The sequence below is a fragment of the Mesorhizobium sp. B2-4-14 genome, assembly GCF_006442155.1.
In the GTDB taxonomy this organism is placed as follows: Bacteria; Pseudomonadota; Alphaproteobacteria; order Rhizobiales; family Rhizobiaceae; genus Mesorhizobium.
Map to the genome: position 1 here is coordinate 14,144 of NZ_VFVA01000005.1, position 23,897 is coordinate 38,040.

Consider the following 23,897-nt stretch of genomic DNA (forward strand, 5'->3'; position numbering starts at 1 on the left):
GCCGGAAGATAGCTTAATTCAGGTCGCCAGCGGCAGGCGCAACTCCGTCAGCAGTCCACCATCCGGATGATTGGACAGGCGGATCTCGCCGCCGGCGGCGCGCGCGATGTTGCGCGCGATGGTGAGGCCGAGACCAAGACCGCCGGTCTGGCGGTTGCGGGACTGTTCCAGCCGGACGAAGGAGCCGAACACGGCATCGATCTGGGCCTGCGGTATGCCAGGCCCTTCGTCGCGAATGGCGAGCGTGATCGTGCCGTCCGAGCGATGGAGGCTCAGATGTGCCTTCTTGCCGTAGGTGACGGCGTTCTGCACCAGATTGGTGACGCAGCGCCTGAGCGCCACCGGCCGCGCCATGCAAATCAGACCGCGCGAGCGGGTATCGTCATTGTCGAAGGAGACATCCGGATAGGCGTCGGCGATCGATTCAACCAGCGACCAGAAGTCGATGCGTTCGTTCTTCTCCTCGGTCACCTCGAAGGTGGCGAAGTCGATCACGGAACTGGCGATGCTCTCGACATCGGCGAGATCATGCGCCAGCGCCTCGCGAACCGCCGATTTGCGCAACAGTTCCAGGCGCAGCCGCATGCGCGTCATCGGCGTGCGCAGGTCATGCGCGAGTGCGGCGGCAAGATGTTCGCGATCCTCGACATATTCGCGCAGCCTGGCCTGCATGGCGTTGATTGCCCTGGCGGCTGCTTGGACCTCCCGGCTGCCCGACTCGGCGATCGGCGGGCTCTTCAGGTCCTTGCCGATCCGGTTCACGGCGGTTTCCATCATCCGGTAGGGCGCCGTCAGCCGGCGCAGCGACCAGATCGACATGATCACCACCAGGCCGGCGATCAGCGAGTAGAGCGGCAGGCTGTCGACGCTCAGGATCGGGCCGACGGGCGTGATCGGCTCGGTGAAGTTCAGCCACTGGCCGTCCGCGAAGCGCAGCGAGGCAGTCAGCTTGTCGCTCTGGGCAAAGTCGGCGGCCAGGACCAGCAGGTCGCGTTCCACCTGACCGATATCGGGGCCCGACACCATGCCGCCGGCGTCGTCTGCCTCGCGCGTCGCCGGGTCGCGCCGCACGCGCGCGTCGGTGACGCCGAACTTCGACAACCGGCCGACGAGGATGTCTTCCAGCTCGGCCAGTTCGTCGTCGCCGGCGATCGAGGAGGTGACGGCGGGGGTGTCCGACACGGTGAGCGCATAGGTCGAGTTGAACAGGCCCGCGGCGGTCGCCTTGCGCTCCTCGGGCGTGGCGCCGCTCATCAGCTGCACCAGCGAATAGGCGCGGTCGTTGAGGCGGTAGAGATCGACCACGTCGTTGGCGGCGGCGCGGTCGTGCGCCACGATATAGAGCGTCGCCACCTGGCTGATCAAAAGGCCGGCAATGACGATCAGCAGCACCCAGACAGGCAAGGTCTGCGGCAGGAAACGTCTCATTCGGAGGTCGTCTCGGGCAGGAACTGGTAGCCGCCGCTGCGCACGGTGAGGATCAGTTTGGGCGTCTTGGGATCATCTTCCATCTTGCGCCGCAACCGGCTGACCAAGATGTCGACGCTGCGGTCGAAGGAATAGTCGCTATCGCCGCCGGAGAGCTCGATGAGCTGGTCGCGGGTCAGCACGCGCTGCGCGCTCCTGACGAAAGTCTGCAGCAGGTTGAACTCGGCCATGGTCAGCTCGACCCTGACATCGTCGGGCGCGGTCAGCCGGCGCCGCGAACAGTCCATCGTCCAGCCGGCGAAGCGGTAGATCTGCTTGAGGGTGGCGCGCTTCGGCTCGGCGGCGCCATTGCGCCGCAGCACGGCGCGGATGCGCGCCAGCAGCTCGCGCGGGTCGAAGGGTTTGGGCACATAGTCGTCGGCGCCCATCTCTAGCCCGACAACCCGGTCGGTCGTCTCGGTGACGGCCGTCAGCATGATGATCGGCGTCGAATACTGGGCGCGCAGTTCGCGGCACAGTTCCAGCCCGCTCTTGCCGGGCAACATGACGTCGAGCACGATGAGGTCCACCTGCGCACGGCGCAGGATGGTTTCCATTTCGTTGCCATCGGCGGCAACCGAAGTGTGCAAGCCCCGCTTCTGGAAAAACTCCTGCAGCAGGTCGCGGATGCCCTTGTCGTCGTCGACGATCAGTATGTGTGCGTCGGATTTCACAGGTGCCCCGTCTCGGTTGCCGGCAAAGCGATTCTTGGTGGCTGAGCCACACGATAGAATTCGGGCCATATGTTGGCCAGTGCCTTGCATTTCAGGTGGAAGGAATACCACTTTCCCGCATAGAGAGCATTTGGCGGCTTTCCGCCGGCGAGCCAGAAACAATCCAGAAACAAAATTCTACAATCCGGAAAAACTCCTGAAAAGGTAGGGCGGCATAACGGTGCCGTGGCGGTCAGGTCATTGGCTGCGACGATAGTCTCCGGGTTCGCGGATAAACCGATGCCAAGGTTGTCGATCAGTCTGTTGGGTGCGTTGCTGGGTCTTGGCCTGGTCACCACCGCTGTTGGACAATCCGATGCAAAGGCGCCGCTCACCCGGACTGAACGGTGCGCCAATCTCAGCCACCAATTTGATGAAGCACTCGAAACCCATGCCACGGCAACGCAGGTCACCGCGGCAAAGGCACTTCAGAGAAAGGGCAACCGGTACTGCGCCGCCAAGAAACAGGCGCAGGGCATCCGGATGCTCGCCAACGCTTTGAAGCTGCTTGGAGTGACACCGAACGACCCAGTTCAGTGACGCTCAAACTCGACCCGCAAGAAAAAGGAAACGTAGCCATGAAAAAGTCCCTCCTGTCCGCCCTCGGCCTCGCCGTTGCTCTCGCCTTCTCGATGCCGGCTCTCGGCAACGCCGCCGCCACCACGACCACGACCACTGCTCCGGCTGCCACCACGACCACCACTGCGCCTGCCGCCACCGCTCCGGCCGCGAAGGCTGCTCCGATGAAGAAGGCCGCGAAGGCCTGCAAGGTGACCAAGAAGCATAAGTGCCCGGTCAAGAAATCCGCCAAGAAGGCTGCTCCGAAGAAGGCTGCTCCGAAGAAGGCCTAATCAGGTCCCAGGACACCTCTCCATCAAGGCCGCCCCAGCCGCAAACCGGCTGGGGCGGCCTTCTGCCATGCGCTTGATCGGAAACTGAGCACCGGTGGCTTCCGGTCACGCGCTTCGACCTGCCTTAACCCGTTTGCAACGCCGGCCCTGTAGGACTGCCCGCATGAAGAAGCGGCTTTCGTCCATTTTGCGTTCGATAGTGTTCGGCGGCCTGGTTGCCACCGGCATTGCCAGGGTGCTGATCCTGCTCACCGCCAGCCCGGTGCCGGATCCGGCGAGCGGGCGCACAGAGCCTTCGCTGTTTGCGCCAGCCATTTCCAGCAAGTGGGACTACATCACGCCGGCACAGACCTGGCTGCTGATCCTGCTCACCAGCGTGACGCTGATCTGCGTCGTCGCGTGGCCGATCGCGGCATGGATGGAACACCGGGCGGATGCCGACGCAAATCGCCGCATCTTCGGCCGTCAGGGCCGTTGAACCGCGACCGACAATTTCCCACATGAACGTGAATGACCGGGCCGGCCCGCCGACGGTCTGCATGCCAATCCAAAATGGACGATCGCTGCCGCGCGTGGCAAAATGCGAGGCGAAGCCCGATCGGGAAACTGCCGGTTCCGATGCCAGAAATCACCACAAAACCGCGAACCAAGGTCAAGCCGCAGACCGAGCGGCCGAAGCTCTACAAGGTCATCCTGATCAATGACGATTTCACCCCGCGCGAATTCGTGGTGACGGTGCTGAAGGGCGAGTTCAAGCTCAGCGAAGACCAGGCGCACCGGATCATGATCACCGCGCACCGGCGCGGCGTCTGCGTCGTCGCGGTCTTTACCAAGGATGTCGCCGAAACCAAGGCGACGCGGGCCACCGACGCCGGCAAGGCCAAGGGCTACCCGCTGCTGTTCACGACGGAGCCGGAGGAGTGAGGAGTGGTCGCCCGCCGGGCGATTAATCGACAACGATTTGTCGATTAAAGCGACGAACGCCCGGAGCCATAGCGGAGGGCAGGGCCGGTCGTCCCAGCGTAGGCTGCCCTTCGTCCGCCTTTTCGGGCATCATCTCCCGCAAACGGGGAGATGGAAAAGGGCGCCGCCGCTATTTTCCCTCGCGATACCACATCGAGCCCATTGCCAGAAGCAACAGGCCGAGGCCGAGGAAGCCGCCGAACAGCGGCACGCGCGAGACGGCCTTCAGGACGCTGTCGTCGGTGGTGCGCAGGCCGATCCAGTCGTTGCCGGAGGCAGCGCCGGCCGAGCGCACCGGCACGATGGAAGGCAGGCTCACCTCGCTGCCAGTGGCGGCGGACGGGGTCAGCCGGCGCACGCTGCCGCCGGTGGCTTCCGCAGGCGCCTTCAGCCGGTCCTCGGTGGAGACGACATCGGCGAATTCCGGCGCGTTGACCGGTCCGACATGGGCCAGCGCGGTGAGATCGCCATTGGCGACCTGGAAGAGGCCGATCTCACTGGTCTGGACGCTGCCGAGGAAGACGCCGGGCTCGGACTTATCGAGCTTGACCGTCAAAGTCTTGCCGGAGGGGGTGATGATCTGTGCCGGGCCGGGTTGGTCGGCCATCGTCTGGCGGCGGATCTCCAGCACCATGCCGCGTCCCTCGGCGGTCAACCGCTCTTCCTCGAGTTCAGGCTCCTTCATCAGCCAGTGGGCGATGCGCCGGTAGAGCTGGACATGCGGACCGCCGCCCTCGAAGCCGCGCGCCCACAGCCAGCCCTGATCGGACAGGAGCATGCCGACACGGCCTTCGCCCTTGCGGTCGAGCAGGAGCAGCGGCCGGTTGTCGGCCCCCTTCATCACCACTTCGCCTTGCGGGTTCTGCACCCCGATGGTGCGGAACCAGCGGCTCCAGTGCGGCGGTTCTGTGGCCGAACCGTCGAGGCCGCGCGTCACCGGGTGACGCTGGCCGAGATCGGTCAAGCGTGGATAGAAGGCCTTCTCGACCACTTCGCCGGTCGGCATGGCGGGCAGGGCCGACATCAGCGGCGTACGCGCGATCGAACTTTCTCCGGCATATTCGGGGCCGGCGGCGATCAGCAGCGCGCCGCCCTTTTCGACATATTCCGAGATGTAGTCGTAATAGAGGATCGGCAGCACGTCGCGGTGCTGGTAGCGGTCGAAGATGATGAGGTCGAAATCCTTGATCTTCTCGACGAACAGCTCGCGGGTCGGGAAGGCGATCAGCGACAATTCGTTGATCGGCGTGCCATCCTGCTTCTCGGGGGGCCGCAGAATGGTGAAATGGACGAGATCGACCGAGGCGTCGGATTTCAACAGGTTGCGCCAGGTGCGCTCGCCGGCATGCGGCTCGCCGGAGACGAGCAGCACGCGCAAATTCTCGCGGATACCGTCGACCAGCGCGATGGCGCGGTTGTTGGTATCGGTCAATTCGCCCGGTTCGCGGTCGATGGCGAGTTCGATGATGTTGCGGCCGGCGCCCGGAATGGTCACCTGCAGCGGCATCGCCTGGCCGACGGTGGCGTGCTCGACCGCAACCTGTTCGCCATTGACGGAAACGTGCACATCGACAGGGCCGCTCTCGTTCTCCGTCGAGATGACGCGGTAGGTCATGTCGAGCGGCTTGCCGACGAGGCCGAAGCGCGGCGCGTTCTCGAAGCGGATGCGGCGGTCCTTTTCGTGCTCGTTGCCGGTGATCAGCGCATGCAGCGGGGCGTTGAAGTCGGCAGCGCCCGGAGGCGCATCATGCACCTCGCCATCGGTGATCATGATGGCGCCGCCGACGCGCGAGGGCGGCACGTCGCGGAAGGCGCCTTCCAGCGCGCTGAACAGCCGGGTTTCAGTGCGCTCCTCGGCGGCGTCGGACTTGCCGGCCTCGACGACGCGGACGTCGAACTGCTTGAAGCGGCCAAGACGCTGTTGCAGCCCGGCGAGCGCCTCATCGGTCTGCTTGGTGCGGTCGCCAATATCCTGGCTCTGGCTGCGGTCGACGATGAGGGCAACCACGCTCTTCAGCGGATCACGCTCCTCATTGAGGAATACCGGATTGAAGAGGGCGGCGGCGAGCGCCAGCAGGGCGACGAAGCGAAGGACCGCGCCGCGCTGGCGAAACCACAGGCCGACAAGCGCAAGCAGCGCCAGCGGCACAAGCACCAGGGCCCAAAGCGGCCAGGAGATCAGCGGTTCGAAGGAGATCGACCAGTTCATGCCTTATCCTCCCCTTGTGGGGAGGGGCCGATCCGCGTGGGGAGCGTAACAAAGAACCTCATCCTACTGCCCCAGCCGTTCGAGCAGTATCGGCACATGCACCTGGTCGGATTTGTAGTTTCCGGTCAGCATGTACATCATGATGTTGACCCCGGCGCGCAACGCATACATGCGCTGCATCGGGTCGGCCGGCACGGTCGGCAGCAGAGGGTCGCCATTCTCGTCGACCGCCCAGGCGCCGGCGAAATCATTGGCGGTGATCATGATCGGCGAAACGCCGTCGCCAGTGCGCACCGGCCGGTTGTCGGCATTGCTGGCGTCGAGCGATGCCTCGACCCAGAGCGGGCTGCCGGCGAAACGGCCGGGAAATTCGGGCAGGATGAAGAAGGATTTTGTCAGCACATGGTCCGACGGCACCGGCTCCAGCGGCGGCACGTTGAGGTTGCCGAGGATGTCGCGCAGCCGTTCCGTCGCAGGGCTGGTGGAATTGGCGCCGATGCCGTTGGCGAACTGGTCGCGCGTGTCGAACAGCACCGTGCCGCCCTGCTGCATATAGGCGTCGATGCGAGCGATCGCGGCCTGGCTCGGCATGGGCGCCGCCGGATTGATTGGCCAGTAGATCAGGGGATAGAAGGATAGTTCGTCCCTCGATATGTCGACGCCGGCTGGCGCGCCCGGTTCCAGGGCGGTCTTCTCGATCAGGAAACGGGTCAGGCCCTCGAGCCCGGCGCGGCTGATCGAATCGTCGCCCGGCACGCCGGTCAGCACATAGGCGATGCGGGTCTTCGAGATCGCCGCGATCGCGGCCTCGTCGCCCGGCTTGGCGTCATCGGCGCGGGCCAGATCGGCATGGCCAAACAGCGCGCCAAGCGCAATCAGCATCGCGGCGGTGGTTGCCACCGCGCCGGCACGGCGCGGCCGGCGCGAAAACAGGCCGCCCATCCACAACACCGCCAGCGTGTCGAGCAGCATCAGCACCAGGGCTGCCGCGACCAGCCCACCCTTCAGGTTGCGCGATTCATCGAAGGCATACTGGATCGTGGTAACCGGCACGGTGATTTGCGGGCGCGCCAGCGGCGCGAAGGTGCTCGCGGCATCAAGCAGGTTGTGAGCGAAGACACCGGTCTCCGAGCCATAGAGGCCGGGCGGATTCTCGATAGTCACCGGCAGCGCGCCGGCGCCTGGCACCAGTGGACGTGCATCCGGTGTCGGCGGCACCAGCGAGCCGTCGGCCGCGATCATGCGGTAGGGCGCCAGCGACGTGGCGGCGGCTTCGGCATTGGCGATCGCCGCACCCTGGTTGCGTGACAGCTGCACGATGCGGCGCAGCATCTCGACGAAGCTGCCCGATATCGGCAGGTTCGACCATGTCGCCTCGGGCGTGACGTGGAACAGCACCAGCGTGCCCTTGCCCTTCTTCAGGCCGGTGACCAGCGGCGTGCCGTCGGCAAGGGCCGCCCAGGTGCGCTCGACGATGTCGGGTGTCGGCTCGGCCAGCACCTGCCTGCTCACCGTGACTTCGGTGGGCGGCGCCAGGTCGGCGAAGGGGCCGGCCTTCGGAAATTCGGTCACCGGCTGTGGCGAGGTCCATGACAATGCGCCGCCGAGCGAGCGCTCGCCTGTGCGCAGGCGGACCGGCAGAAGGTCGTCGTCATTGCCGGCGGCCGCCAGCCGCGAGCCGGCGAAACGCACCAGCGTGCCGCCATTGTCGACCCAATCGACCAGCCTTTGGCGGACCTGCGCCGGAATGGTGCCGATATCGGCCATGATGATCATCGCCGGCTTCTGGTCGAGGATCTGCGGGATGGCGTCGGCTAGATCGGCGCTGGAGGGTTCGACCAGATCGGCGAAGGGCTGCAGCGCACGCCTGATGTAGTAGAGCGGCGACAGGAGCGGCTGCGCCTGGTCGGCTTCGGCCTGCGACAGCAGCCCGACGCGGCGGCGCTTGGAGCTTTCATCCAGCACGCGCACCGCACCGGCGTGGTGCTCGCCGTCGAGCGCGATCGAGGCGAAGTCGTTGCGCAACTCGAACGGCACCGTCATGGTGCCCGTGGCCGTGGCTTCGCCGGGCGCGAAGGTCAGCGTCGCATCGGCGATGCGACGCCCCTTGTCGTCGAAAGCACCCGCGGTGACCTGCGCGGGAGCCGGATCGCCCGGCGCGCGGATGGCGGTCAGGGCAAAGCCATCAACCTGGTTGTCGGCCGCGGTCAGGCCGGTCAGGGAAAGCCGGTCGGCGATTGCCCAGACGATGCGGGCGGCATTTTTCGACAAGAGCGTGTTGAAGGCGGCCTCGTCGCCCTTGGCGGCCAGGCCGTCGGCCAGCACGGCGACGCTGGCGCCGGGCAAGGTCTCCAGCGCGCCGGCGACGCGGGCATAGACAGCGGGCCGGGCGGTCGGGATCGGCCGCGGCTTGGCGGCACGCAGCCGGTTCAGCGCGGCGGCGGCATCGAAGGGGCCGATCTCGGCATTGGGCTTTTCGGCGGTGAAGGCAAGGATGACCGGCACGCCGTTGGAGCCGGCATCGGCGATCAGCCGTTCGGCGGTGGCGACGCGCTTGCTCCAGTCGGCGGCACTGGCCCAGTCATTGTCGACGACCAGTGCAAGTGCCGCACCCTCGGCCGGCAATTTCTCGCGCGGATTGAAGACCGGTTCGGCCAATGCCGCGACGATGAGCGCCGCCATTAGCAGCCTGAGCAGCGTCAGCCACCAGGGGCTCTGCTGCGGCGTCTCCTCGCGCTTCAGCACGCGCGCCAGGATCTTCAGCGGCGGAAAGATCTCGGTCTGCGGCTTGGGCGGCGTCAGCCTGAGCAGCCACCAGATCACCGGCAGCGCCAGCAGGCCCCACAGCACCATGGGAGCGCCAAAGGAGAGCGGCAGCCAGCTCATGCCACGGCCTTTCCAGGCTGACCGGAGGTCGGCCGGGCATAAGAGCCATCGGCGGTCATTGCCATGTGCAGGCGCACCAGGGCGTCGGAAGCCAGCCGGTCTGTGTGGTTGACGGTGAAGCTCCAGCCGAGCCGCTTGCACCAGCCGGCCAGTTCCTGGCGGCGGGCGGTGTAGAGCAGGCGGTATTCATCGCCCAGCATCTCGGCACGTCCCGCGGTCAGCTTGTCGCCGGTCTCCGGATCGGTGAACTCCGTGCGGCCGGCATAGGGGAAGGTTTCCTCGGCCGGATCGGCGACCTCGATCAGATGGGCGCGCACGCCGTGGCGGGCGAGGACGTCGAGCCAGGCCATGGTTTCCTCGACGGGATCGAGGAAATCGCTGACGATGACGATGTCGCAGAAGCGCCTGATATCGGACAGGTCAGGCTTTGCCGGCAAGTCGTCGGCATGCATCAACTGGGCGGCGATACGCTCGGCGCCGTTGCGCGCGGTGAACGGATCGGTCAGGCCAGGCCAGGCGATGCGTTCGCCGCTGCGCGACAACAGTTCGGCCATGGCCATCGCCAGTACCAGCGCGCGCGATTGCTTGGAGACGCCGGCGCCCGTCGACTTGTAGAGCATGGAGGGCGAGGGATCGGCCCACAGCCAGACCGTATGGGCGGCTTCCCATTCGCGGTCGCGCACATAGGTATGGTCGTCGCGGGCCGAGCGGCGCCAGTCGATGCGCGAGGCGTCACCCTCCACATAGGGCCGGAACTGCCAGAAATTCTCGCCGATGCCGCGTTTGCGGCGGCCATGCCAGCCGGCGATCACGGTGTTGACGATGCGGCGCGCCTCGACCAGCAGGTCCGGCACAAGCGAAGCCCGCAACCGGCCGCGGGCGAGCGCGTCGCGCGTCGCTGCCGGAGCCTGGACCTCGCCGATTCGCGCCATCAAATCCCTTTCACGAGCTTCGCCACCACGTCGCGAACGCTGGTGCCTTCGGCGCGGGCGGCGAAAGTGAGCGCCATGCGATGCTGTAGCACCGGCTCGGCCAGCGCGCGCACGTCGTCGACCGAAGGTGCCAGGCGCCCATCGTAAAGGGCGCGGGCACGCGTGCACAGCATCAGCGCCTGGCTGGCGCGCGGACCGGGACCCCAGGCGACGTGCTTGTCGGTTTCGGCATTGCCTTGGCCCGGACGCGCCGAGCGCACCAGGGTTAGGATCGCCTCGACGACGCTTTCGGGCACCGGCATGCGCCGGATCAGCGTCTGGATCTCCTTCAGCCGGGCGGCCTGCAATACATTGGTCGCCTTGGCGTCCTCGACGCCGGTGGTCTCCAGCAGGATGCGGCGCTCGGCTTCGATCTCGGGATAGAGAATGTCGACCTGCATCAGGAAGCGGTCGAGCTGGGCTTCGGGCAGCGGATAGGTGCCTTCCTGCTCCAGCGGGTTCTGCGTCGCCAGCACATGGAAGGGCGAGGGCAGATCATGGCGGGCGCCGGCAATGGTGACGTGATACTCCTGCATCGCCTGCAGCAGCGCCGACTGGGTGCGCGGCGAGGCGCGGTTGATCTCATCGGCCATCAGAAGCTGGGCAAAGATCGGCCCGGAGATGAAGCGGAAGGATCGCTTGCCGGTCTCGTCCTGCTCCATGACCTCGGAGCCGAGGATGTCGGACGGCATCAGGTCGGGCGTGAACTGGATGCGGCGCGAATCGAGGCCGAGCACGACGCCCAGCGTCTCGACCAGCTTGGTCTTGGCAAGGCCCGGCACGCCGACCAGAAGCGCATGGCCGCCGGCAAGCAGCGCCACCAGCGTACGCTCGACGACGTTCTCCTGACCGAAGATCACCCGGCCGACCCCGTCGCGGATCCTGGAAATGTCGGCGAGCGCCTTCTCGGCCTCGGCGACCATGTCCTTTTCGCTGATCGGGCTTTCCTTGACCATCACGCTCATGCCGCATCGATCCCTTTGGTTTGGAAATACCGGCTCGCACCATACCATAGGTGCCGCGATTCGGCCTCGCGTAGCGCCTATGTTCGAATTTAAATCACAGACTTAGGCTGACAAGCGGAACAACAGTGACTATTTCGTGACCATGACGGAACACTCGCCACATCGCGAACAAAGCCTTACCGATGCCACCGAGGCGCGGGGCCTCGAGGCGCTGATCGCGCGTGCGGCCCGTGCCGGCAAGGGCGCGGCGCCGGTCGAGCGCTGGAATCCCGACTTTTGCGGTGATCTCGATATAGAGATCAAGGCTGACGGCACCTGGTTCTACCTGGGAACGCCGATCGGCCGCATGCCGCTGGTCCAGCTTTTTTCCTCCGTGCTGCGCAAGGATGCCGACGGCAGGACCTATCTGGTAACGCCGGTGGAAAAGGTCGGCATCCGCGTCGCCGATGCGCCCTTCATCGCCGTCGAGATGGATGTTTCGGGCCGCGGCGGCGAACAGATCATCACCTTCCGCACCAATCTCGGCGACGTGGTCGAGGCCGGACCGGGGCGGCCGCTGCGTTTCGTCGACGAGGACGAGACCGGAGGCCTGAAGCCCTATGTGCTGGTGCGCGGCAGGCTGGAGGCGCTGGTGGCGCGGTCGGTCATGTACGAGCTGGTCGGCCATGGCGAGGAGGTCGAGATCGACGGCAGGACGATGTTCGCCGTGCGCTCCAAGGGAGCGGTGTTCGCGATCATGCCGGCCGACCAATTGAAACAGCTGAGCGCGTGATGGACCACATGGCGCCGGCGCCGTTTTCATCGGTGGATTTTCGCACGCGCTTTGCCGCGCAGCCGCAAGCGCATGCCGACGACGACTATGGCGATCACCGCTTCAATCCCGGCCACCCGCGCCTCACCCAGAGCAAGGCGCTGCGCAATGCCGCGGTCCTGATCCCGGTGGTCGATCATGACGGCGAGGCGACGGTTCTGTTGACCAAACGGGCCGAGAAGCTGCGCAGCCATTCAGGGCAGGTGGCCTTTCCCGGCGGCACCATCGACCCGACCGACGCCAGCCCGGAAGCAACGGCGCTGCGCGAGACCTTGGAGGAGATCGGTCTCGGCGGCGATCGCATCGAGATCCTCGGCCGCATGCCCGATTATGTCGCCGGCAGCGGCTACCGCATCGCGCCGGTGCTGGGCATCGTGCGACCCGGCTTCGAGCTGACCTTGAACGCCGACGAGGTCGATGCCGCTTTCGAAGTGCCGCTGCGCTTCCTGATGGACCCGGTGAACCACAAACGCGACAGCCGCATGTGGAACGATCTCGAATGGTTCTTCTACGACATGCCCTATGGCGACAGGCGCATCTGGGGCGTCACCGCCGGCATCATCCGCACGCTCTATGAAAGGCTCTATGCGTGAGTGTATCGATCGCGGGCAGGGCCGACTGGCTCGGCGACAAGCATCTGCAGCGCCTGCTTGGCGCGCTCACCGAGGGCGGTGAGGAGGCGCGTGTCGCCGGTGGCGCCGTGCGCAATGCGCTGATGGGCCAGGCGGTCGCCGATATCGACATCGCCACCACCTGCCTGCCGCAGGAAACGGTCCGCCGCGCCGAGGCGGAAGGCTTCAAAACGGTGCCGACCGGCATCGAGCATGGCACGATCACGGTGGTCGCCGGCGGCAAGCCCTATGAAATCACCACTTTGCGCGCCGATGTCGAAACCGATGGCCGTCGCGCCAGGGTGTCGTTCGGCCGCGACTGGAAGCTCGATGCCGAGCGGCGCGATTTCACCATCAACGCGCTCTACGCCGAGGCTGACGGGACGGTTGTCGACCTTGTCGGCGGCATCGCCGACATCGAGGCCCGCCGGCTGCGCTTCATCGGCGACCCGGAGGCGCGCATCCGCGAGGATTATCTGCGCATCCTGCGCTTCTTCCGCTTCTTCGCCTGGTATGGCGAAGGCCGGCCGGACGCCGAGGGGCTGAAGGCCTGCGCCCGGCTGAAGGACGGGTTGGCGCAACTTTCGGCCGAACGCATCTGGTCCGAACTGAAGAAGCTGTTGTCGGCGCCTGATCCCTCGCGGGCGCTGCTCTGGATGCGCCAGGCGAGCGTCTTGACCGCCGCACTGCCGGAAAGCGAGAAATGGGGCATCGATGCGATCCACGGGCTGACCAAGGCCGAGAAGGATCTGGGCTGGGCGACAGATCCGATGCTGCGGCTGGAGGCGATCGTGCCGCCGGACGCCGCGCGCATGAAAACGCTCACCGAGCGCCTCAGGTTGTCGACCGGCGAAGCAGACCGGTTGCGCCACTGGGCGGTGGCCACCGCCGTCGCGTCGAGGACGACCGAGGGCGAACTGGCGAAAAGGCTGTACCGTGGCGACCGGCAGGGGTTTGTCGATCGCCTGCGGCTGGCGCTTGCATCGGTGCGGATGCGCGCCGCCGAGGACAATGACGCGCTGCTCGAAGCCGGCGGTTTTTCGCGCCTGCTTGCCTTCGCGCTCAAATGGGAAAAACCAGTGTTTCCGCTGAAGGGCGCCGATCTGACCGCGCTCGGCGCAACGCCGGGGCCAAAGCTCGGTGAAATCCTCAAGAACCTTGAGGCGGAATGGATCGAGGCGGGGTTTGCGCTTGATCGCGGCGCGTTGCTTGAGCGCGCCGCAAAGGCACTTGAAACCTGAACGCGTCGCGTCGAAACGGATCACGCGCCGCGCTTTGGATCAGGTCTTTGTCTCGATGCCTGTCGTTCTCCCAAGGCCACTTTGGGAGATATGCATTGCCCATCTACCTGATTGCCACGGGAGCCAGGGCGCGTGACAGGCTCGCTTCGCCTTTGCCATAGACGGAGGCCCTATAGTTGACCAGGGTGTCGGTCCGAGCCGTATTGAGCAGATCGTTGGTGATCTGGGTCGGCGTGGCCTTGGTGAACTTGCTGCCTATTATCGCCGCATATCCTGAAATGATCGGCGCGGCGAAGGAGGTGCCATAAAGGCCTGTCTTGCTTCCATCGACACCAACAACAAGGAAGTGGCTTTGCACCAGCGGATTGGAGCCGGCGTAGTCCGAGTACCAGGCAAGCTGCGCCTTGTTGGTTGTCGTGCCATTCGTCGACAGCGCACCGACGAAGATTGCTGTTTGCTTGCCGATCAGGGCGAGATTGAGATAGTCCTGCTGGCCGTTCGTGACACCCCCGACCGCGACGGAGTCGTTGCCGGCCGCCTTTGAGATGATGGCCGATCCACTGCTGGCATAGGAGATGATCGACGCCTCTTCCGGTGCCCACCCGATCTGGTTCACGCTGTAGCCTGCGGTCGTGTACATCCCGTAGCTGAGGTTGAGCACGTTACGGCCGGGCGCTAGCGAGACCGCCGAACCTGTGGAGAAATCCTTTGATCTGATGCTCGCCCAGGGCGCGATCATGCCGGCTTCCTCGCGGGTCCATTCACCGTGCCGCTGGTTTTGAACCCCGACGCCGAAGTTACCGGAGAAGCGCGACGAACTGCTGAAGTCGTCGACGATGGTCATGGTGACGCCCTGCCCCTTGTAGCCTGCCGCCCAAGCGGCGCCGACGTCGGGGCTCATCCATCCTGGTGTGGCAGCTTGCGTACGCGCGGTCGGGATTGTTGCGCTCACGCATATGGATAGGCCGCCATGGCACAGCGCGGCCATTTCGTCCGCATCGGGAGCCTCCTGTGCCGACGCGATCGGCGCCGACAGCATGGCGAAAGCGAGGGCGATACCGAATTTCAAGTGATTACCTGACATGTTCCAACTCCGGTCAAACAAGAAACTGGGACGGGCGATCGCGAACTTCGGCGAGATGGTTTTCTCGATCCAAGGCATCGGCGATCAGAAACTAACACGGTAGTTCAGCCAGAGATGCTGGCTCTCCGGTTTAGCGTTAACCAGATATTTCAGCGTTTCCTCAGGTGCCATCTGGCTGGCAGCGAGGCGGCAATTGACGCTGTAGGTACCGAAGTCGCCATAATCGGCTTCGCAGGCCTTTTCGGTGAGCTTGCCGCCGAAGGTCGTGGTGAGCGACAGGGAAAGCGTACTGTTCGGATTCGGATGCATCTGGGTGAGGAAGCCAAGCTTCAGGCTGGGCTGGATCCGATACTTCTCGCCCTCTTCTCCGGTTCCAAAGCCCCAAAGGATGCCGGTATCCTCGGTGACCTGGGTCAGCAGGTCCACGTGCATGTCGACCCAGCTTGCGCGGTACCATTGGTTGAACGATACCCGGTTTCCGTTCTGCAGTTCGTAACCGCCGTTGCCCAGGCCCTTCGCGCGATCGCTGAGTGGCGAGCCCTGATGGATGTCGACCAACGATGTCGTCATTTCCTGGGCAATAGCCGGGGACCCCTCAAGGAGCGCGCACAGGAGGAGCGCCGCCGAGCGGAAACTCTCTCGATTGCCGGACTTTTCGCGCATGCGCGAAACACCTCGCCTACCGATTCCGGACCAGTGCCTGATGGCGACGGGCTCCTCTTGCAGCCCGCTGTAGCCGGATTATCGGTGCGACAATGGCATGGATCGGTTACCGCCGGGTTTACTTTAGTTAAGGCGAATATAATTTTTTGGCCCTGCGAGGTCTGGCGGCATGACGTTCGCGATCGCGTCGCACGCCATCGCGGACGCCGTGGCCCAACGCTGTTCTATCTGCTTTACAGCCAATCTTGAGCGCCGACGCTTATCTCTTGCCACAAACCCAGGCGCCAAGACCTACGCCGCGTCGCGAGCCTTCTGGATACGCGAACGGATCGCCTCGATCATCGTCTCGCGGATGATGGTCTCACCATGTGTCTCGCGCATATGTTCGACGGCACGGCGCATCACTTCGGCTTCCTCGTTGGCACGGGTGTGCCATTCACAGCCGGGAACGAGCGACCCGCAGTGAAATTCCTTCATCGGATTTCTCCCTTTCCTCCGTGAAACCTGGTCAGGCTCCGGTACGCTTTTTGGCTCGTGGCCCGTCCGAGTTGCACCTCCGGATCATCGAGCGGGTGAGCATAACACAGATGGGGCGATGTTGGTTGCCGTCAATGGGCAAAAGGCGGAGCAGCACTGCTCCGCCCCGTTACGCTTACCCCTCGTACGCCTACCGCAGGCGGCAGGCCGGACATCGTCTCGCCGCGCCCTTGCGGACAGGCGTCACTTCACGATCTTGATCGCCTCGGCAACCTTGTTCTTGCCGCTCATGTCCCATGAAACTCTGACCTTTTCGCCGGCCTTCAGGCCAGGATCCTTGAAGGCCTTGGAGAGCGTAAAAGAAGATCCGTCGTCGAGCACAAGGCTCATGGCCGCCGCGTCGAATGTCTTGACCGTTCCAGTGGTGTGCTTGACGGCGGCGAACGCCACCGAACCGGAAGCAAGAAGGGCAGCCGCGGCAGTCGAAACAATGATCTTGCGCATTGCGAAATACTCCTGGGAAAGGGCGGGCATCCTTTTGGCGCCCGCATCGTCCTGGGCCATCCGGATCCGTCGAGTCGCGATTCGCTTTGTCCTGATGCAATTCCGAACGAAAAACCGCTTTGCAGTTTTCCTGGAATGCTTAGGCAAACCGCCGGCGCTTCCCGACCCGCCCCGACAAATAGCCCAATCTTTTCCGATGGCTATTAGACGAAAAGAAAGTCCCGACGCCACATTCGCCCCCCATTTCGGGGAAATGGGACAGCAATGCGGCTCACACCGGGCTCACCATCTTGTTACGGCCAGCGGACCTCCGGCGGCAGGCTGGACAGGATCGATGCGACATTGCCGCCGGTCTTCAGGCCAAAAATGGTGCCGCGGTCGTAAAGCAGGTTGAATTCGACATAGCGGCCACGGCGAATGAGTTGTTCGTCGCGGTCGCCGTCGGTCCAGTTCTCGTTGAAGTTGGCGCGCACGAGGTGGCTGTAGACGACCAGGAAGGAGCGTCCGACATCCTGGACGAAGTTGAAGTCGGCATTCCAGCCGCCCTTGTCCTCGGTGGAATGCAGCCAGTCGAAGAAGATGCCGCCAGTGCCGCGCGGCTCATTGCGGTGCGGCAGGAAGAAGTACTCGTCGCACCAGGTCTTGAACTTCGGGTAGTCGGCAATGCCGGCGTTCTTCTCGCAAGCGAACTCCATGGCGCGGTGAAAGGCTGCCGTGTCGGGATCGTCCTGGGCGCGGCGGCGGTCGAGCACTGGCGTCAGGTCGGCGCCGCCGCCGAACCATTGGCTTGAGGTGACCACCATGCGCGTGTTCATGTGCACGGCCGGCACGTTGGGATTCCAGGGGTGCGCGATGAGTGAGATACCGGAGGCCCAGAAGCGCGGGTCTTCCTCGGCGCCGGGCATCTGCTTCCTGAATTCGGGCGAGAACTCGCCATGGACCGTCGAAGTATGGACGCCCACCTTCTCGAAGACGCGGCCGTGCATCATCGACATGGTGCCGCCGCCACCCCTGCCGGCATCGCGTTCCCAAGGCGTCTTTTCAAAGCGGCCTGGCGACCATGAGGCCAGAGGGCCTTGCAGATCCTGTTCGATCTGCTCGAAGGCCGCGCAGATACGTTCGCGCAGCGCCTCGAACCACAGGCGTGCCTTCACCTTCTTCTCTTCGATGTCGGCCGGCAGGCCAGCCGGTATTTCGGGTCGTTCCAAGTGCCGTCTCCGGTTGCGGGCGGTGAGTCCACAAAAGACTCGTCTTTTCCGGGCGCGATCCCTAATCTCTTAGGGAACACGGTCAAGTGTCATTGCGGCACCACGCGTCCTTTGGACGCGCAAGGAACGCCGCAAGACTTGGTTTTGGCGCATGGTCCTTTCCGAAACGCGGGTCCGGTTTCGGGGCCATGTGCTGCGGTGCAAGGAGTTTTTTCATGCGCACCCCGGCAAGACCGCCGCTGGATGGCCTGAAGAAAAGGCTCGACCAGAGCCGGGCCGAACGCGCGCGCATGCCGCGTGACGGTTTCCTGCGCGAGACCTTCGTCCTGCCGCGCTCCGACGCCCGCCTGAAGGCGAAGGAATGGTTCGAGCGCTTCCCCAAACAGGCCTACTGGACCGAGATCGAAAGCTGGTTCGAGCGTCCGGGGGATCTGATCGAGTTCACCATCAGGCGGCTGCCGGCAGCGGATTAACGCTCGACCAACAGGCGCCTCGCGCCCGTTCCTTCGCTAGCCAGCCGATCCCCCTTGTTCCTGAGCGGGCATTTGTCGATCGACATGCAGCCGCAGCCGATACAGTCGGTCAGCCCGTCGCGCAGCTTCTTCAGCTGGCTGATTTTCAGGTCGAGGCTATCGCGCCAAGCCGTTGAAAGCAGATTCCAATCTTCACGTGTCGGCGTGCGGCCTTCAGGTAAAGATTCAAGTGCGGCACTGATTTCAGCAAGCGAAATGCCGACCTCCTGCGCCACCTTGATGATCGCCACCCGACGCAGCACGTCGCGGCCGTAGCGCCGCTGGTTGCCTGACGTGCGGTGGCTGCGGATCAGTCCGCGCGCTTCGTAGAAATGCAGCGCAGACACCGCGACACCGCTGCGCCTGGCCACCTGGCCGACCGTCAATTCCGTTACAGCTGCCATGTCCCACTTTCCGCTTGACCTCAAGTTAAGTTGAGCTTGTAGCGAAGAGATATCGATTGGGCAAATAAGGAGAAGGCGATGTGCGCCTGGGTGAGAATGACTGGAGAAACCGCTGTCGTCGGCGGCGGCAAGGGCGGTGCCGTCGATGGGCAGCGGATCCTATCCGAGCTGCCGGACGGCTTCGCCAGCCACCATGGCGACGGAAAGCGCGACGTTGATGCTGCGCGCGGTGCCTTGCATGGGGATGGTCAGCCGTGCGTCCGCCGCCTGGTGGACTTGATCCGGCACGCCCGCGGATTCGCGGCCGAACAGCAATATGTCGCCGTCGGCGAAGCTGAAGCTGGTATAGGCGGTGGTCGCCTTGGTCGACAGAAGTACCAGCCTGCGCGCGCCGGCCTTACGCCATTCCTCGAAGGCCTGCCAGTCGACATGCCGGGTCAGGGCAGCCATTTCGAGGTAGTCCATGCCGGCGCGCTTGAGCGCCTTGTCGGAGAGCGGAAAGCCGGCCGGTTCGATGATGTCGACGCCAAGGCCAAGGCAAGCGGCGAAGCGCAGGATTGTGCCGGTATTGCCGGCAATGTCAGGCTGGTAGAGCGCGATGCGGAGACGACAGTTCATTTCCGCATCCTTCTAATAAGTGGCAGATCGGCCACAGCGGGCTGGCGGTTTTGGAAATTCCTGGACCTGCGGGTGGCCATTTTCTGCGAAGTCGGGTATGTCAGCACCATTGTCAACCCGAACCGATGGAGGGGTATTTCATGATGACCATGCACATCCAGCGCCCCTCCCGTGGGCTTACCTGCCTGCTGGCGGTTTCGGTACGACAATTCTCCTGACTCTCTAAGACTTGATCGCACCGATTCCCGCCGAAACGTTTTTTCGGCTCCTGAAGGAATCCTGCGATGTTTTTCAAAAAGTCAAAAGGGCTGAACGCCCCACCTGAAGACGTCCGGACCTACTCGTCCAGTCATGTCCGGACCGACTCGTCCAGTCGTGTCCGGACCGACTCGTCCAGTCGTGTCCAGATCGATGCTCGGCATCGTGTCCGGACCGATGCAATCCGCGCCTCCGGCCGAATGCTGGCGGATGATGTTGCTTCGCCTTTTCATCTCTATTTTCATACGGAGGACGGACCAATGTTCGATCCCTACAGAATACCTGGCTCGAGGAGCCTGCATATCCACCGGCTGCCGACCTGGGCGCTGCTGATCGGCGACACCTATTCGTCGGCCGTTCATGCCGAAGTCCGCCGCCGTCCGCATCGCGGCATGCTGCCGGATGTCGATTTCTCGCGCGCGGTTCCCGATCCGAGCCGGCCGTCGCTGGTGCGCCGGATCATCCGGCTGATCCGGCCCGGCGCGAAGATCCGGATTGTCGGCACCACGCCGGCGGCATCATCGAACGATGCTGTCGGCGAAAAGCCCGCGAGTCCCTATATTGCGCGAAGCAGGGCCGACGGTCCGGATGATTCCGGACCGTCGGCCCCTGTCGCCATGCGGTCCGGGGACTTCGTACGTCGTCAGGCCGCCTAAGCGGAAAACAGATTCACAGGCATGACCTATGTTGTTGTTTAGCTGGTTTGAAAGAAGGCTCGATCCGTTCCCCGCGTCGGAACCGGTCGAGCCGCCCAAGACGCTGGTCGCCTTCTGCCTGCATTATACGCGCGGCGCATGGCCTTATATCCTGACCGATGCGGTGCTGGTGACGGCGATCGCCATCGCCGAAGTGTGGATGTTTGGCTTCCTCGGCCGCATCGTCGACTGGCTGTCGGGGCAGAACCGCGAAACCTTCCTGCAGACGGAGGCCTGGAAGCTCGCCGGCATGGCCTTCATCGTGCTGTTCGCGCTGCCGGGCACGGTATGGCTGCATTCGCTGCTCAACCAGCAGACGCTGATGGGCAACTATCCCATGCGCATCCGCTGGCAGGTGCATCGCTACCTGCTCAAACAATCGATGAGCTTCTACCAGGACGAATTCGCCGGCCGCATCGCCACCAAGCTGATGCAGACGGCGCTCGCCGTGCGCGAATGCGTCATCAAGGTGATCGATGTCCTGAACTACGTCATCGTATATTTCCTCGGCATGCTGTTCATCGTCGGTTCGGCCGACTGGCGGCTGGCCGCGCCGCTGGCTGTCTGGCTGGTCGGCTATGTCCTTTTGCTGCGCTTCTTTATCCCGCGCCTGGGCAAGGTTGGCGAGGAACAGGCCAATGCGCGCTCGACCATGACCGGCCGCGTCGTCGACAGCTACACCAACATCCAGACGGTCAAGCTGTTCAGCCATTCGCGCCGCGAGGCCGCCTTTGCCAGGGAAGGCATGATGGGCTTCCTCGACACGGTCTATCGGTCGATGCGGCTGGTGACGGTGCTTTTCGGCTCGCTTTACATCCTGAACGCGCTGCTCCTGTTCTCGGTTACCGCCATCTCGCTGTGGCTGTGGCTTGGCCAGGCGGTAACGATCGGCGCGGTCGCCGTGGTCATCGGCCTGGTGCTCAGAATGTGGGGCATGTCGCAGTGGATCATGTGGGAAATGTCAGGCCTGTTCGAGAACATCGGCACGGTGCAGGACGGCATCGCCTCGATCTCGCTGCCGCGCCTGGTCGAGGACAGGCCGGATGCGAAGGAGATCACGGTTTCCAAAGGCGGGATCCGTTTCGAGGACATCCGCTTCCACTATGGCAAGCAGAAAGGCGTGATCGAAAACCTGTCGCTGGCCGTGAAGCCGGGCGAGAAGGTCGGCATTGTCGGCCGCTCGGGCGCCGGCAAGTCGACGCTGGTCAACCTTCTGCTGCGTTTCTACGACCTGGAAGCCGGCCGCATCCTGATCGACGGCCAGGAGATCGCCGGGGTGAAGCAGGATTCGCTGCGTGCCCAGATCGGCATGGTCACGCAGGACACCTCGCTGCTGCATCGCTCGGTGCGCGACAACATTCTCTATGGCCGGCCCGACGCCACCGACGAGATGCTTGTGGAGGCATCACGGCGGGCCGAGGCGCTGGACTTCATCGGCGCGCTCTCGGACCACAATGGCCGCAAGGGCTTCGACGCCCATGTCGGCGACCGTGGCGTCAAATTGTCGGGCGGCCAGCGGCAACGCATCGCCATCGCTCGCGTTATGTTGAAAGACGCCCCGATACTTATCCTTGACGAGGCGACGTCGGCACTGGATTCCGAAGCCGAGGCAGCCATCCAGGAGAATCTCTACAAGCTCATGCAAGGCAAGACCGTCATCGCCATCGCGCACCGGTTGTCGACCATCGCCGCCATGGACAGGCTCGTTGTGATGGACCAGGGCCGTGTCATCGAGGAAGGTTCGCACGAGGAACTCGTCGCCAGGGGTGGGCTCTACGCGCAGCTCTGGCAGCGCCAGTCGGGCGGGTTCCTGCTCGAGGACATCCCGACCGACGCCGCCAACGATAGTGTTGCCAACGATATTGGCGCAAAGGGGCAAGCCGCAGAATGATGGCCGCCGCATGATGACAGCCATCTATCGGTGGTTCGAGAACTGGGTCTATCCATTCAGGGAGCCGGCGAATCTTCGGCCACCGTCCAGCGTCGGCGGTTTTCTCTGGCATTATGTCGGCCAGGCGAAGTTCGCCTTCTTCGCCATGCTGGTCATTGGTGGCATCGCGCCGCTGGTCGAGGCCGGCCTGTTCTACTTCGTCGGGAAGCTGGTCGATATTCTCGACCAGCTTCCCGGCGAGCGCAGCTGGCACGCTTTGTGGACCGCCGCCGGCCCTGAGCTGGTGTTCATGGTCGCGGTGGTGCTGGTCATCCGCACCGTGGTCGTCGGCCTGTCGGCGCTGGTCGACGAGCAGACGATCACGCCCGGCTTCTACAATCTGGTGCGCTGGCAGGCGCACCGGCACGTCTCGCGCCAGTCCTACGCCTTCTTCCAGAATGATTTCGCCGGCCGCATCGCCACCAAGGTCTGGCAGGCGGGACAGGCGACGGGCGACCTGATGGAAAGCTTCATCGAGGTTGTCTGGTTCATGGTCGTCTACACGGTGACCACGCTGGCGCTGGTCGCCGGCCTCGATCTCAGGCTGGCGGCGCTGGTGGTGGTCTGGATCACGGCGTTCGGCTTTCTGGCCAGGCTCTATTTGCCGGCGATCCGCAAGCATGCCGAAGCGACCGCCGAGGCAGGATCGATGATCAACGGCCGCATCGTCGATTCCTATTCGAACGTGCAGACGCTGAAACTGTTCGCGGCCGACGGCGATGACCACTACATCAGGAACGGCTTCGACATCTATCTCGACGCGCTGCGTCCCTTCACCCGCCGGCTTACCGGGGTGCGCATGGCGCTGACGACGCTGTCGGGCATCATGATCACGGCGATCGGCTGCTTTGCCGTCTATCTGTGGGTCGAAGGCTCGATCACCGTCGGCGCCGTTGCTTTCACGCTGTCGCTGGTGCTGCGGCTCAACATGCTTCTCGGTCGCCTGATGATGCAGATGAACAGCATCCTGCGCAATCTGGGCGTGCTGGAGAATTCCAAGGCGCTGATCTCGCAGCCGCTCGGGCTGCTCGATGCGCCCAATGCCAAGGAACTGATCGTGACCGGCGGGCGCATCGATGTGAAGGGCGTCGAGTTCCACTATGGCAAGGGGTTTGGCGTGCTGGGCGGCATCGACCTTGTCGTGCGTCCGGGCGAGAAGGTCGGGCTGGTCGGGCCATCGGGTGCGGGCAAGACGACGCTCGCCAATCTGATCCTGCGTCTCTATGATATCGAGGACGGCTCCATCACAATCGATGGCCAGGAAATCTCCACGGTGACCCAGAATTCGCTGCGCGCCAATATCGGCGTCGTCAGCCAGGACACCGCGCTGTTCCATCGTTCGCTGCGCGACAACATCAAGCTGGGCATGCCCGAGGCGACCGACGCCGAGGTGATCGCGGCGGCAAAAAAGGCGGAGGCGCATGACTTCATCCTGGGCCTGCGCGACAACAGGGACCGTGCCGGCTACGAGGCCTTCGTCGGCGAGCGCGGCGTGAAGCTGTCGGGCGGCCAGCGCCAGCGCGTGGCGATCGCCCGCCTCTTTCTCAAGGATGCACCGATCCTGATCCTCGACGAGGCGACCTCGGCGCTCGATTCCGACATCGAGGCGGCGATCCAGGAGAATCTCACCCGGCTGATGGAAAACAAGACGGTCATCGCCATCGCCCACCGGCTGTCGACGATCGCCGCACTCGACCGCCTCGTGGTGCTCGATGGCGGCCGTATCATCGAGCAAGGCACGCATGAAGAGCTAGTGGCGCTGGACGGGCTCTACGCGCGGCTATGGAGGCGCCAGTCGGGCGGCTTCCTCTATCATGAGGAAAGCGTGCTGGAAGAGACGCGGCCGGCGGAGTAGG

General features: G+C 64.2%; 24 protein-coding genes. 11 read left to right on the forward strand and 13 right to left on the reverse strand.

The genetic code is table 11. The features are described from left to right. Positions 1-18 precede the first annotated feature (18 nt). Both FJ938_RS06140 and FJ938_RS06145 read right to left on the reverse strand, forming a co-directional pair. A complete protein-coding gene (locus tag FJ938_RS06140) occupies positions 19-1,428 on the reverse strand; it encodes an ATP-binding protein (RefSeq protein ID WP_140692103.1) in 1,410 nt (469 codons plus the stop codon). Further along, positions 1,425-2,141 (reverse strand): response regulator transcription factor, encoded by a 717-nt coding sequence (locus FJ938_RS06145; RefSeq protein ID WP_140692105.1) that lies wholly within the window; start codon positions 2,139-2,141, stop codon positions 1,425-1,427. Before FJ938_RS06145 ends, FJ938_RS06140 begins: the two co-directional genes overlap by 4 nt. Before the next feature lie 279 nt (positions 2,142-2,420). On the opposite strand from FJ938_RS06145, the gene FJ938_RS06150 reads away from it, so the two are divergent. The 4 genes from FJ938_RS06150 to clpS all read left to right on the forward strand — a co-directional run bounded on the left by FJ938_RS06150 (position 2,421) and on the right by clpS (position 3,955). Next, the gene (locus tag FJ938_RS06150; protein WP_140610749.1) at positions 2,421-2,720 is read left to right on the forward strand and encodes a hypothetical protein; all 300 of its coding nucleotides are present in this window, start codon (positions 2,421-2,423) and stop codon (positions 2,718-2,720) included. Between the two features lie 38 nt (positions 2,721-2,758). Further along, positions 2,759-3,031: a hypothetical protein gene (locus tag FJ938_RS06155; protein ID WP_140610748.1), complete on the forward strand. Its 273-nt coding sequence runs from the start codon at positions 2,759-2,761 to the stop codon at positions 3,029-3,031. Between the two features lie 163 nt (positions 3,032-3,194). After that, on the forward strand, positions 3,195-3,509 hold the full coding sequence (locus FJ938_RS06160; protein ID WP_140610747.1) for a hypothetical protein: 315 nt from the start codon (positions 3,195-3,197) through the stop codon (positions 3,507-3,509). Between the two features lie 140 nt (positions 3,510-3,649). Further along, positions 3,650-3,955 carry an ATP-dependent Clp protease adapter ClpS gene (gene clpS / locus FJ938_RS06165; RefSeq protein ID WP_010911143.1) on the forward strand — a complete coding sequence of 102 codons (306 nt, stop codon included), beginning with the start codon at positions 3,650-3,652 and terminating at the stop codon, positions 3,953-3,955. Positions 3,956-4,124: 169 nt separating this feature from the next. Here the strand turns inward: clpS and FJ938_RS06170 are convergent, their stop codons facing one another. The 4 genes from FJ938_RS06170 to FJ938_RS06185 all read right to left on the reverse strand — a co-directional run bounded on the left by FJ938_RS06170 (position 4,125) and on the right by FJ938_RS06185 (position 11,025). Further along, positions 4,125-6,203: a hypothetical protein gene (locus FJ938_RS06170; RefSeq protein WP_140692107.1), complete on the reverse strand. Its 2,079-nt coding sequence runs from the start codon at positions 6,201-6,203 to the stop codon at positions 4,125-4,127. Positions 6,204-6,266: 63 nt separating this feature from the next. Then, positions 6,267-9,089: a DUF4159 domain-containing protein gene (locus FJ938_RS06175; protein WP_140692110.1), complete on the reverse strand. Its 2,823-nt coding sequence runs from the start codon at positions 9,087-9,089 to the stop codon at positions 6,267-6,269. Beyond that, a complete protein-coding gene (locus FJ938_RS06180; RefSeq protein WP_140692112.1) occupies positions 9,086-10,021 on the reverse strand; it encodes a DUF58 domain-containing protein in 936 nt (311 codons plus the stop codon). Before FJ938_RS06180 ends, FJ938_RS06175 begins: the two co-directional genes overlap by 4 nt. Next, positions 10,021-11,025: a MoxR family ATPase gene (locus FJ938_RS06185; protein ID WP_140692114.1), complete on the reverse strand. Its 1,005-nt coding sequence runs from the start codon at positions 11,023-11,025 to the stop codon at positions 10,021-10,023. The genes FJ938_RS06180 and FJ938_RS06185 overlap by 1 nt, the downstream gene beginning before the upstream one ends. 142 nt (positions 11,026-11,167) lie before the next feature. Between FJ938_RS06185 and FJ938_RS06190 the strand changes: the two genes are divergently transcribed. From FJ938_RS06190 to FJ938_RS06200, 3 genes are read left to right on the forward strand one after another with little or no spacing between them, the layout of a single operon-like run. After that, positions 11,168-11,797 carry a DUF1285 domain-containing protein gene (locus FJ938_RS06190; RefSeq protein WP_140692476.1) on the forward strand — a complete coding sequence of 210 codons (630 nt, stop codon included), beginning with the start codon at positions 11,168-11,170 and terminating at the stop codon, positions 11,795-11,797. Then, positions 11,797-12,429 carry a CoA pyrophosphatase gene (locus tag FJ938_RS06195; RefSeq protein WP_140692116.1) on the forward strand — a complete coding sequence of 211 codons (633 nt, stop codon included), beginning with the start codon at positions 11,797-11,799 and terminating at the stop codon, positions 12,427-12,429. The genes FJ938_RS06190 and FJ938_RS06195 overlap by 1 nt, the downstream gene beginning before the upstream one ends. After that, positions 12,426-13,688, forward strand: a complete 1,263-nt coding sequence (locus FJ938_RS06200; protein WP_140692118.1) for a CCA tRNA nucleotidyltransferase — start codon at positions 12,426-12,428, stop codon at positions 13,686-13,688. Before FJ938_RS06195 ends, FJ938_RS06200 begins: the two co-directional genes overlap by 4 nt. A 103-nt stretch (positions 13,689-13,791) precedes the next feature. On the opposite strand, the gene FJ938_RS06205 is transcribed toward FJ938_RS06200, so the two are convergent. The 5 genes from FJ938_RS06205 to hemF form a co-directional block, all read right to left on the reverse strand. After that, entirely contained in the window at positions 13,792-14,850 is a 1,059-nt protein-coding gene (locus tag FJ938_RS06205) for a S8 family serine peptidase (protein WP_246673208.1), read from the reverse strand. 6 nt (positions 14,851-14,856) lie between these two features. Continuing rightward, complete coding sequence (locus FJ938_RS06210; RefSeq protein WP_140610741.1) at positions 14,857-15,435, reverse strand: hypothetical protein; 579 nt, start codon at positions 15,433-15,435, stop codon at positions 14,857-14,859. Between the two features lie 291 nt (positions 15,436-15,726). Next, complete coding sequence (locus tag FJ938_RS06215) at positions 15,727-15,912, reverse strand: DUF1059 domain-containing protein (protein ID WP_140610740.1); 186 nt, start codon at positions 15,910-15,912, stop codon at positions 15,727-15,729. A gap of 243 nt (positions 15,913-16,155) precedes the next feature. Further along, on the reverse strand, positions 16,156-16,416 hold the full coding sequence (locus FJ938_RS06220) for a DUF1344 domain-containing protein (RefSeq protein ID WP_140610739.1): 261 nt from the start codon (positions 16,414-16,416) through the stop codon (positions 16,156-16,158). Between the two features lie 293 nt (positions 16,417-16,709). Next, positions 16,710-17,624 (reverse strand): oxygen-dependent coproporphyrinogen oxidase, encoded by a 915-nt coding sequence (gene hemF, locus FJ938_RS06225; protein ID WP_140692120.1) that lies wholly within the window; start codon positions 17,622-17,624, stop codon positions 16,710-16,712. Positions 17,625-17,839: 215 nt separating this feature from the next. On the opposite strand from hemF, the gene FJ938_RS06230 reads away from it, so the two are divergent. Next, a complete protein-coding gene (locus FJ938_RS06230; RefSeq protein ID WP_023770299.1) occupies positions 17,840-18,097 on the forward strand; it encodes a hypothetical protein in 258 nt (85 codons plus the stop codon). Here the strand turns inward: FJ938_RS06230 and soxR are convergent. Together soxR and FJ938_RS06240 are read right to left on the reverse strand one after the other, a co-directional pair. Continuing rightward, positions 18,094-18,540, reverse strand: coding sequence for a redox-sensitive transcriptional activator SoxR (gene soxR, locus FJ938_RS06235; protein ID WP_140610737.1), 447 nt, complete (start codon positions 18,538-18,540; stop codon positions 18,094-18,096). The two genes, FJ938_RS06230 and soxR, sit on opposite strands and share 4 nt — an antisense overlap. A gap of 159 nt (positions 18,541-18,699) precedes the next feature. Beyond that, positions 18,700-19,158: a tRNA (cytidine(34)-2'-O)-methyltransferase gene (locus tag FJ938_RS06240; RefSeq protein ID WP_140692122.1), complete on the reverse strand. Its 459-nt coding sequence runs from the start codon at positions 19,156-19,158 to the stop codon at positions 18,700-18,702. A gap of 518 nt (positions 19,159-19,676) precedes the next feature. Between FJ938_RS06240 and FJ938_RS29815 the strand changes: the two genes are divergently transcribed. The 3 genes from FJ938_RS29815 to FJ938_RS06255 are packed head-to-tail and all read left to right on the forward strand — an operon-like array spanning position 19,677 to position 23,896. Then, complete coding sequence (locus FJ938_RS29815; RefSeq protein WP_140692125.1) at positions 19,677-20,072, forward strand: hypothetical protein; 396 nt, start codon at positions 19,677-19,679, stop codon at positions 20,070-20,072. A gap of 28 nt (positions 20,073-20,100) precedes the next feature. Next, the gene (locus tag FJ938_RS06250; RefSeq protein ID WP_140692127.1) at positions 20,101-22,002 is read left to right on the forward strand and encodes an ABC transporter ATP-binding protein; all 1,902 of its coding nucleotides are present in this window, start codon (positions 20,101-20,103) and stop codon (positions 22,000-22,002) included. Between the two features lie 10 nt (positions 22,003-22,012). After that, positions 22,013-23,896, forward strand: a complete 1,884-nt coding sequence (locus tag FJ938_RS06255) for an ABC transporter ATP-binding protein (protein WP_140692129.1) — start codon at positions 22,013-22,015, stop codon at positions 23,894-23,896. Position 23,897 lies beyond the last annotated feature (1 nt).

Bases quoted from the DNA above. Each gene is read 5' to 3' on its own strand.
- FJ938_RS06140 (WP_140692103.1), bottom strand. From the start codon at position 1,428: ATGAGACGTTTCCTGCCGCAGACCTTGCCTGTCTGGGTGCTGCTGATC.
- FJ938_RS06150 (WP_140610749.1), top strand. From the start codon at position 2,421: ATGCCAAGGTTGTCGATCAGTCTGTTGGGTGCGTTGCTGGGTCTTGGC.
- FJ938_RS06155 (WP_140610748.1), top strand. From the start codon at position 2,759: ATGAAAAAGTCCCTCCTGTCCGCCCTCGGCCTCGCCGTTGCTCTCGCC.
- FJ938_RS06160 (WP_140610747.1), top strand. From the start codon at position 3,195: ATGAAGAAGCGGCTTTCGTCCATTTTGCGTTCGATAGTGTTCGGCGGC.
- clpS (WP_010911143.1), top strand. From the start codon at position 3,650: ATGCCAGAAATCACCACAAAACCGCGAACCAAGGTCAAGCCGCAGACC.
- FJ938_RS06170 (WP_140692107.1), bottom strand. From the start codon at position 6,203: ATGAACTGGTCGATCTCCTTCGAACCGCTGATCTCCTGGCCGCTTTGG.
- FJ938_RS06175 (WP_140692110.1), bottom strand. From the start codon at position 9,089: ATGAGCTGGCTGCCGCTCTCCTTTGGCGCTCCCATGGTGCTGTGGGGC.
- FJ938_RS06180 (WP_140692112.1), bottom strand. From the start codon at position 10,021: ATGGCGCGAATCGGCGAGGTCCAGGCTCCGGCAGCGACGCGCGACGCG.
- FJ938_RS06185 (WP_140692114.1), bottom strand. From the start codon at position 11,025: ATGAGCGTGATGGTCAAGGAAAGCCCGATCAGCGAAAAGGACATGGTC.
- FJ938_RS06190 (WP_140692476.1), top strand. From the start codon at position 11,168: ATGACGGAACACTCGCCACATCGCGAACAAAGCCTTACCGATGCCACC.
- FJ938_RS06195 (WP_140692116.1), top strand. From the start codon at position 11,797: ATGGACCACATGGCGCCGGCGCCGTTTTCATCGGTGGATTTTCGCACG.
- FJ938_RS06205 (WP_246673208.1), bottom strand. From the start codon at position 14,850: ATGCCTTGGATCGAGAAAACCATCTCGCCGAAGTTCGCGATCGCCCGT.
- FJ938_RS06210 (WP_140610741.1), bottom strand. From the start codon at position 15,435: ATGCGCGAAAAGTCCGGCAATCGAGAGAGTTTCCGCTCGGCGGCGCTC.
- FJ938_RS06215 (WP_140610740.1), bottom strand. From the start codon at position 15,912: ATGAAGGAATTTCACTGCGGGTCGCTCGTTCCCGGCTGTGAATGGCAC.
- FJ938_RS06220 (WP_140610739.1), bottom strand. From the start codon at position 16,416: ATGCGCAAGATCATTGTTTCGACTGCCGCGGCTGCCCTTCTTGCTTCC.
- FJ938_RS06230 (WP_023770299.1), top strand. From the start codon at position 17,840: ATGCGCACCCCGGCAAGACCGCCGCTGGATGGCCTGAAGAAAAGGCTC.
- soxR (WP_140610737.1), bottom strand. From the start codon at position 18,540: ATGGCAGCTGTAACGGAATTGACGGTCGGCCAGGTGGCCAGGCGCAGC.
- FJ938_RS06240 (WP_140692122.1), bottom strand. From the start codon at position 19,158: ATGAACTGTCGTCTCCGCATCGCGCTCTACCAGCCTGACATTGCCGGC.
- FJ938_RS29815 (WP_140692125.1), top strand. From the start codon at position 19,677: ATGTTCGATCCCTACAGAATACCTGGCTCGAGGAGCCTGCATATCCAC.
- FJ938_RS06250 (WP_140692127.1), top strand. From the start codon at position 20,101: ATGTTGTTGTTTAGCTGGTTTGAAAGAAGGCTCGATCCGTTCCCCGCG.
- FJ938_RS06255 (WP_140692129.1), top strand. From the start codon at position 22,013: ATGATGACAGCCATCTATCGGTGGTTCGAGAACTGGGTCTATCCATTC.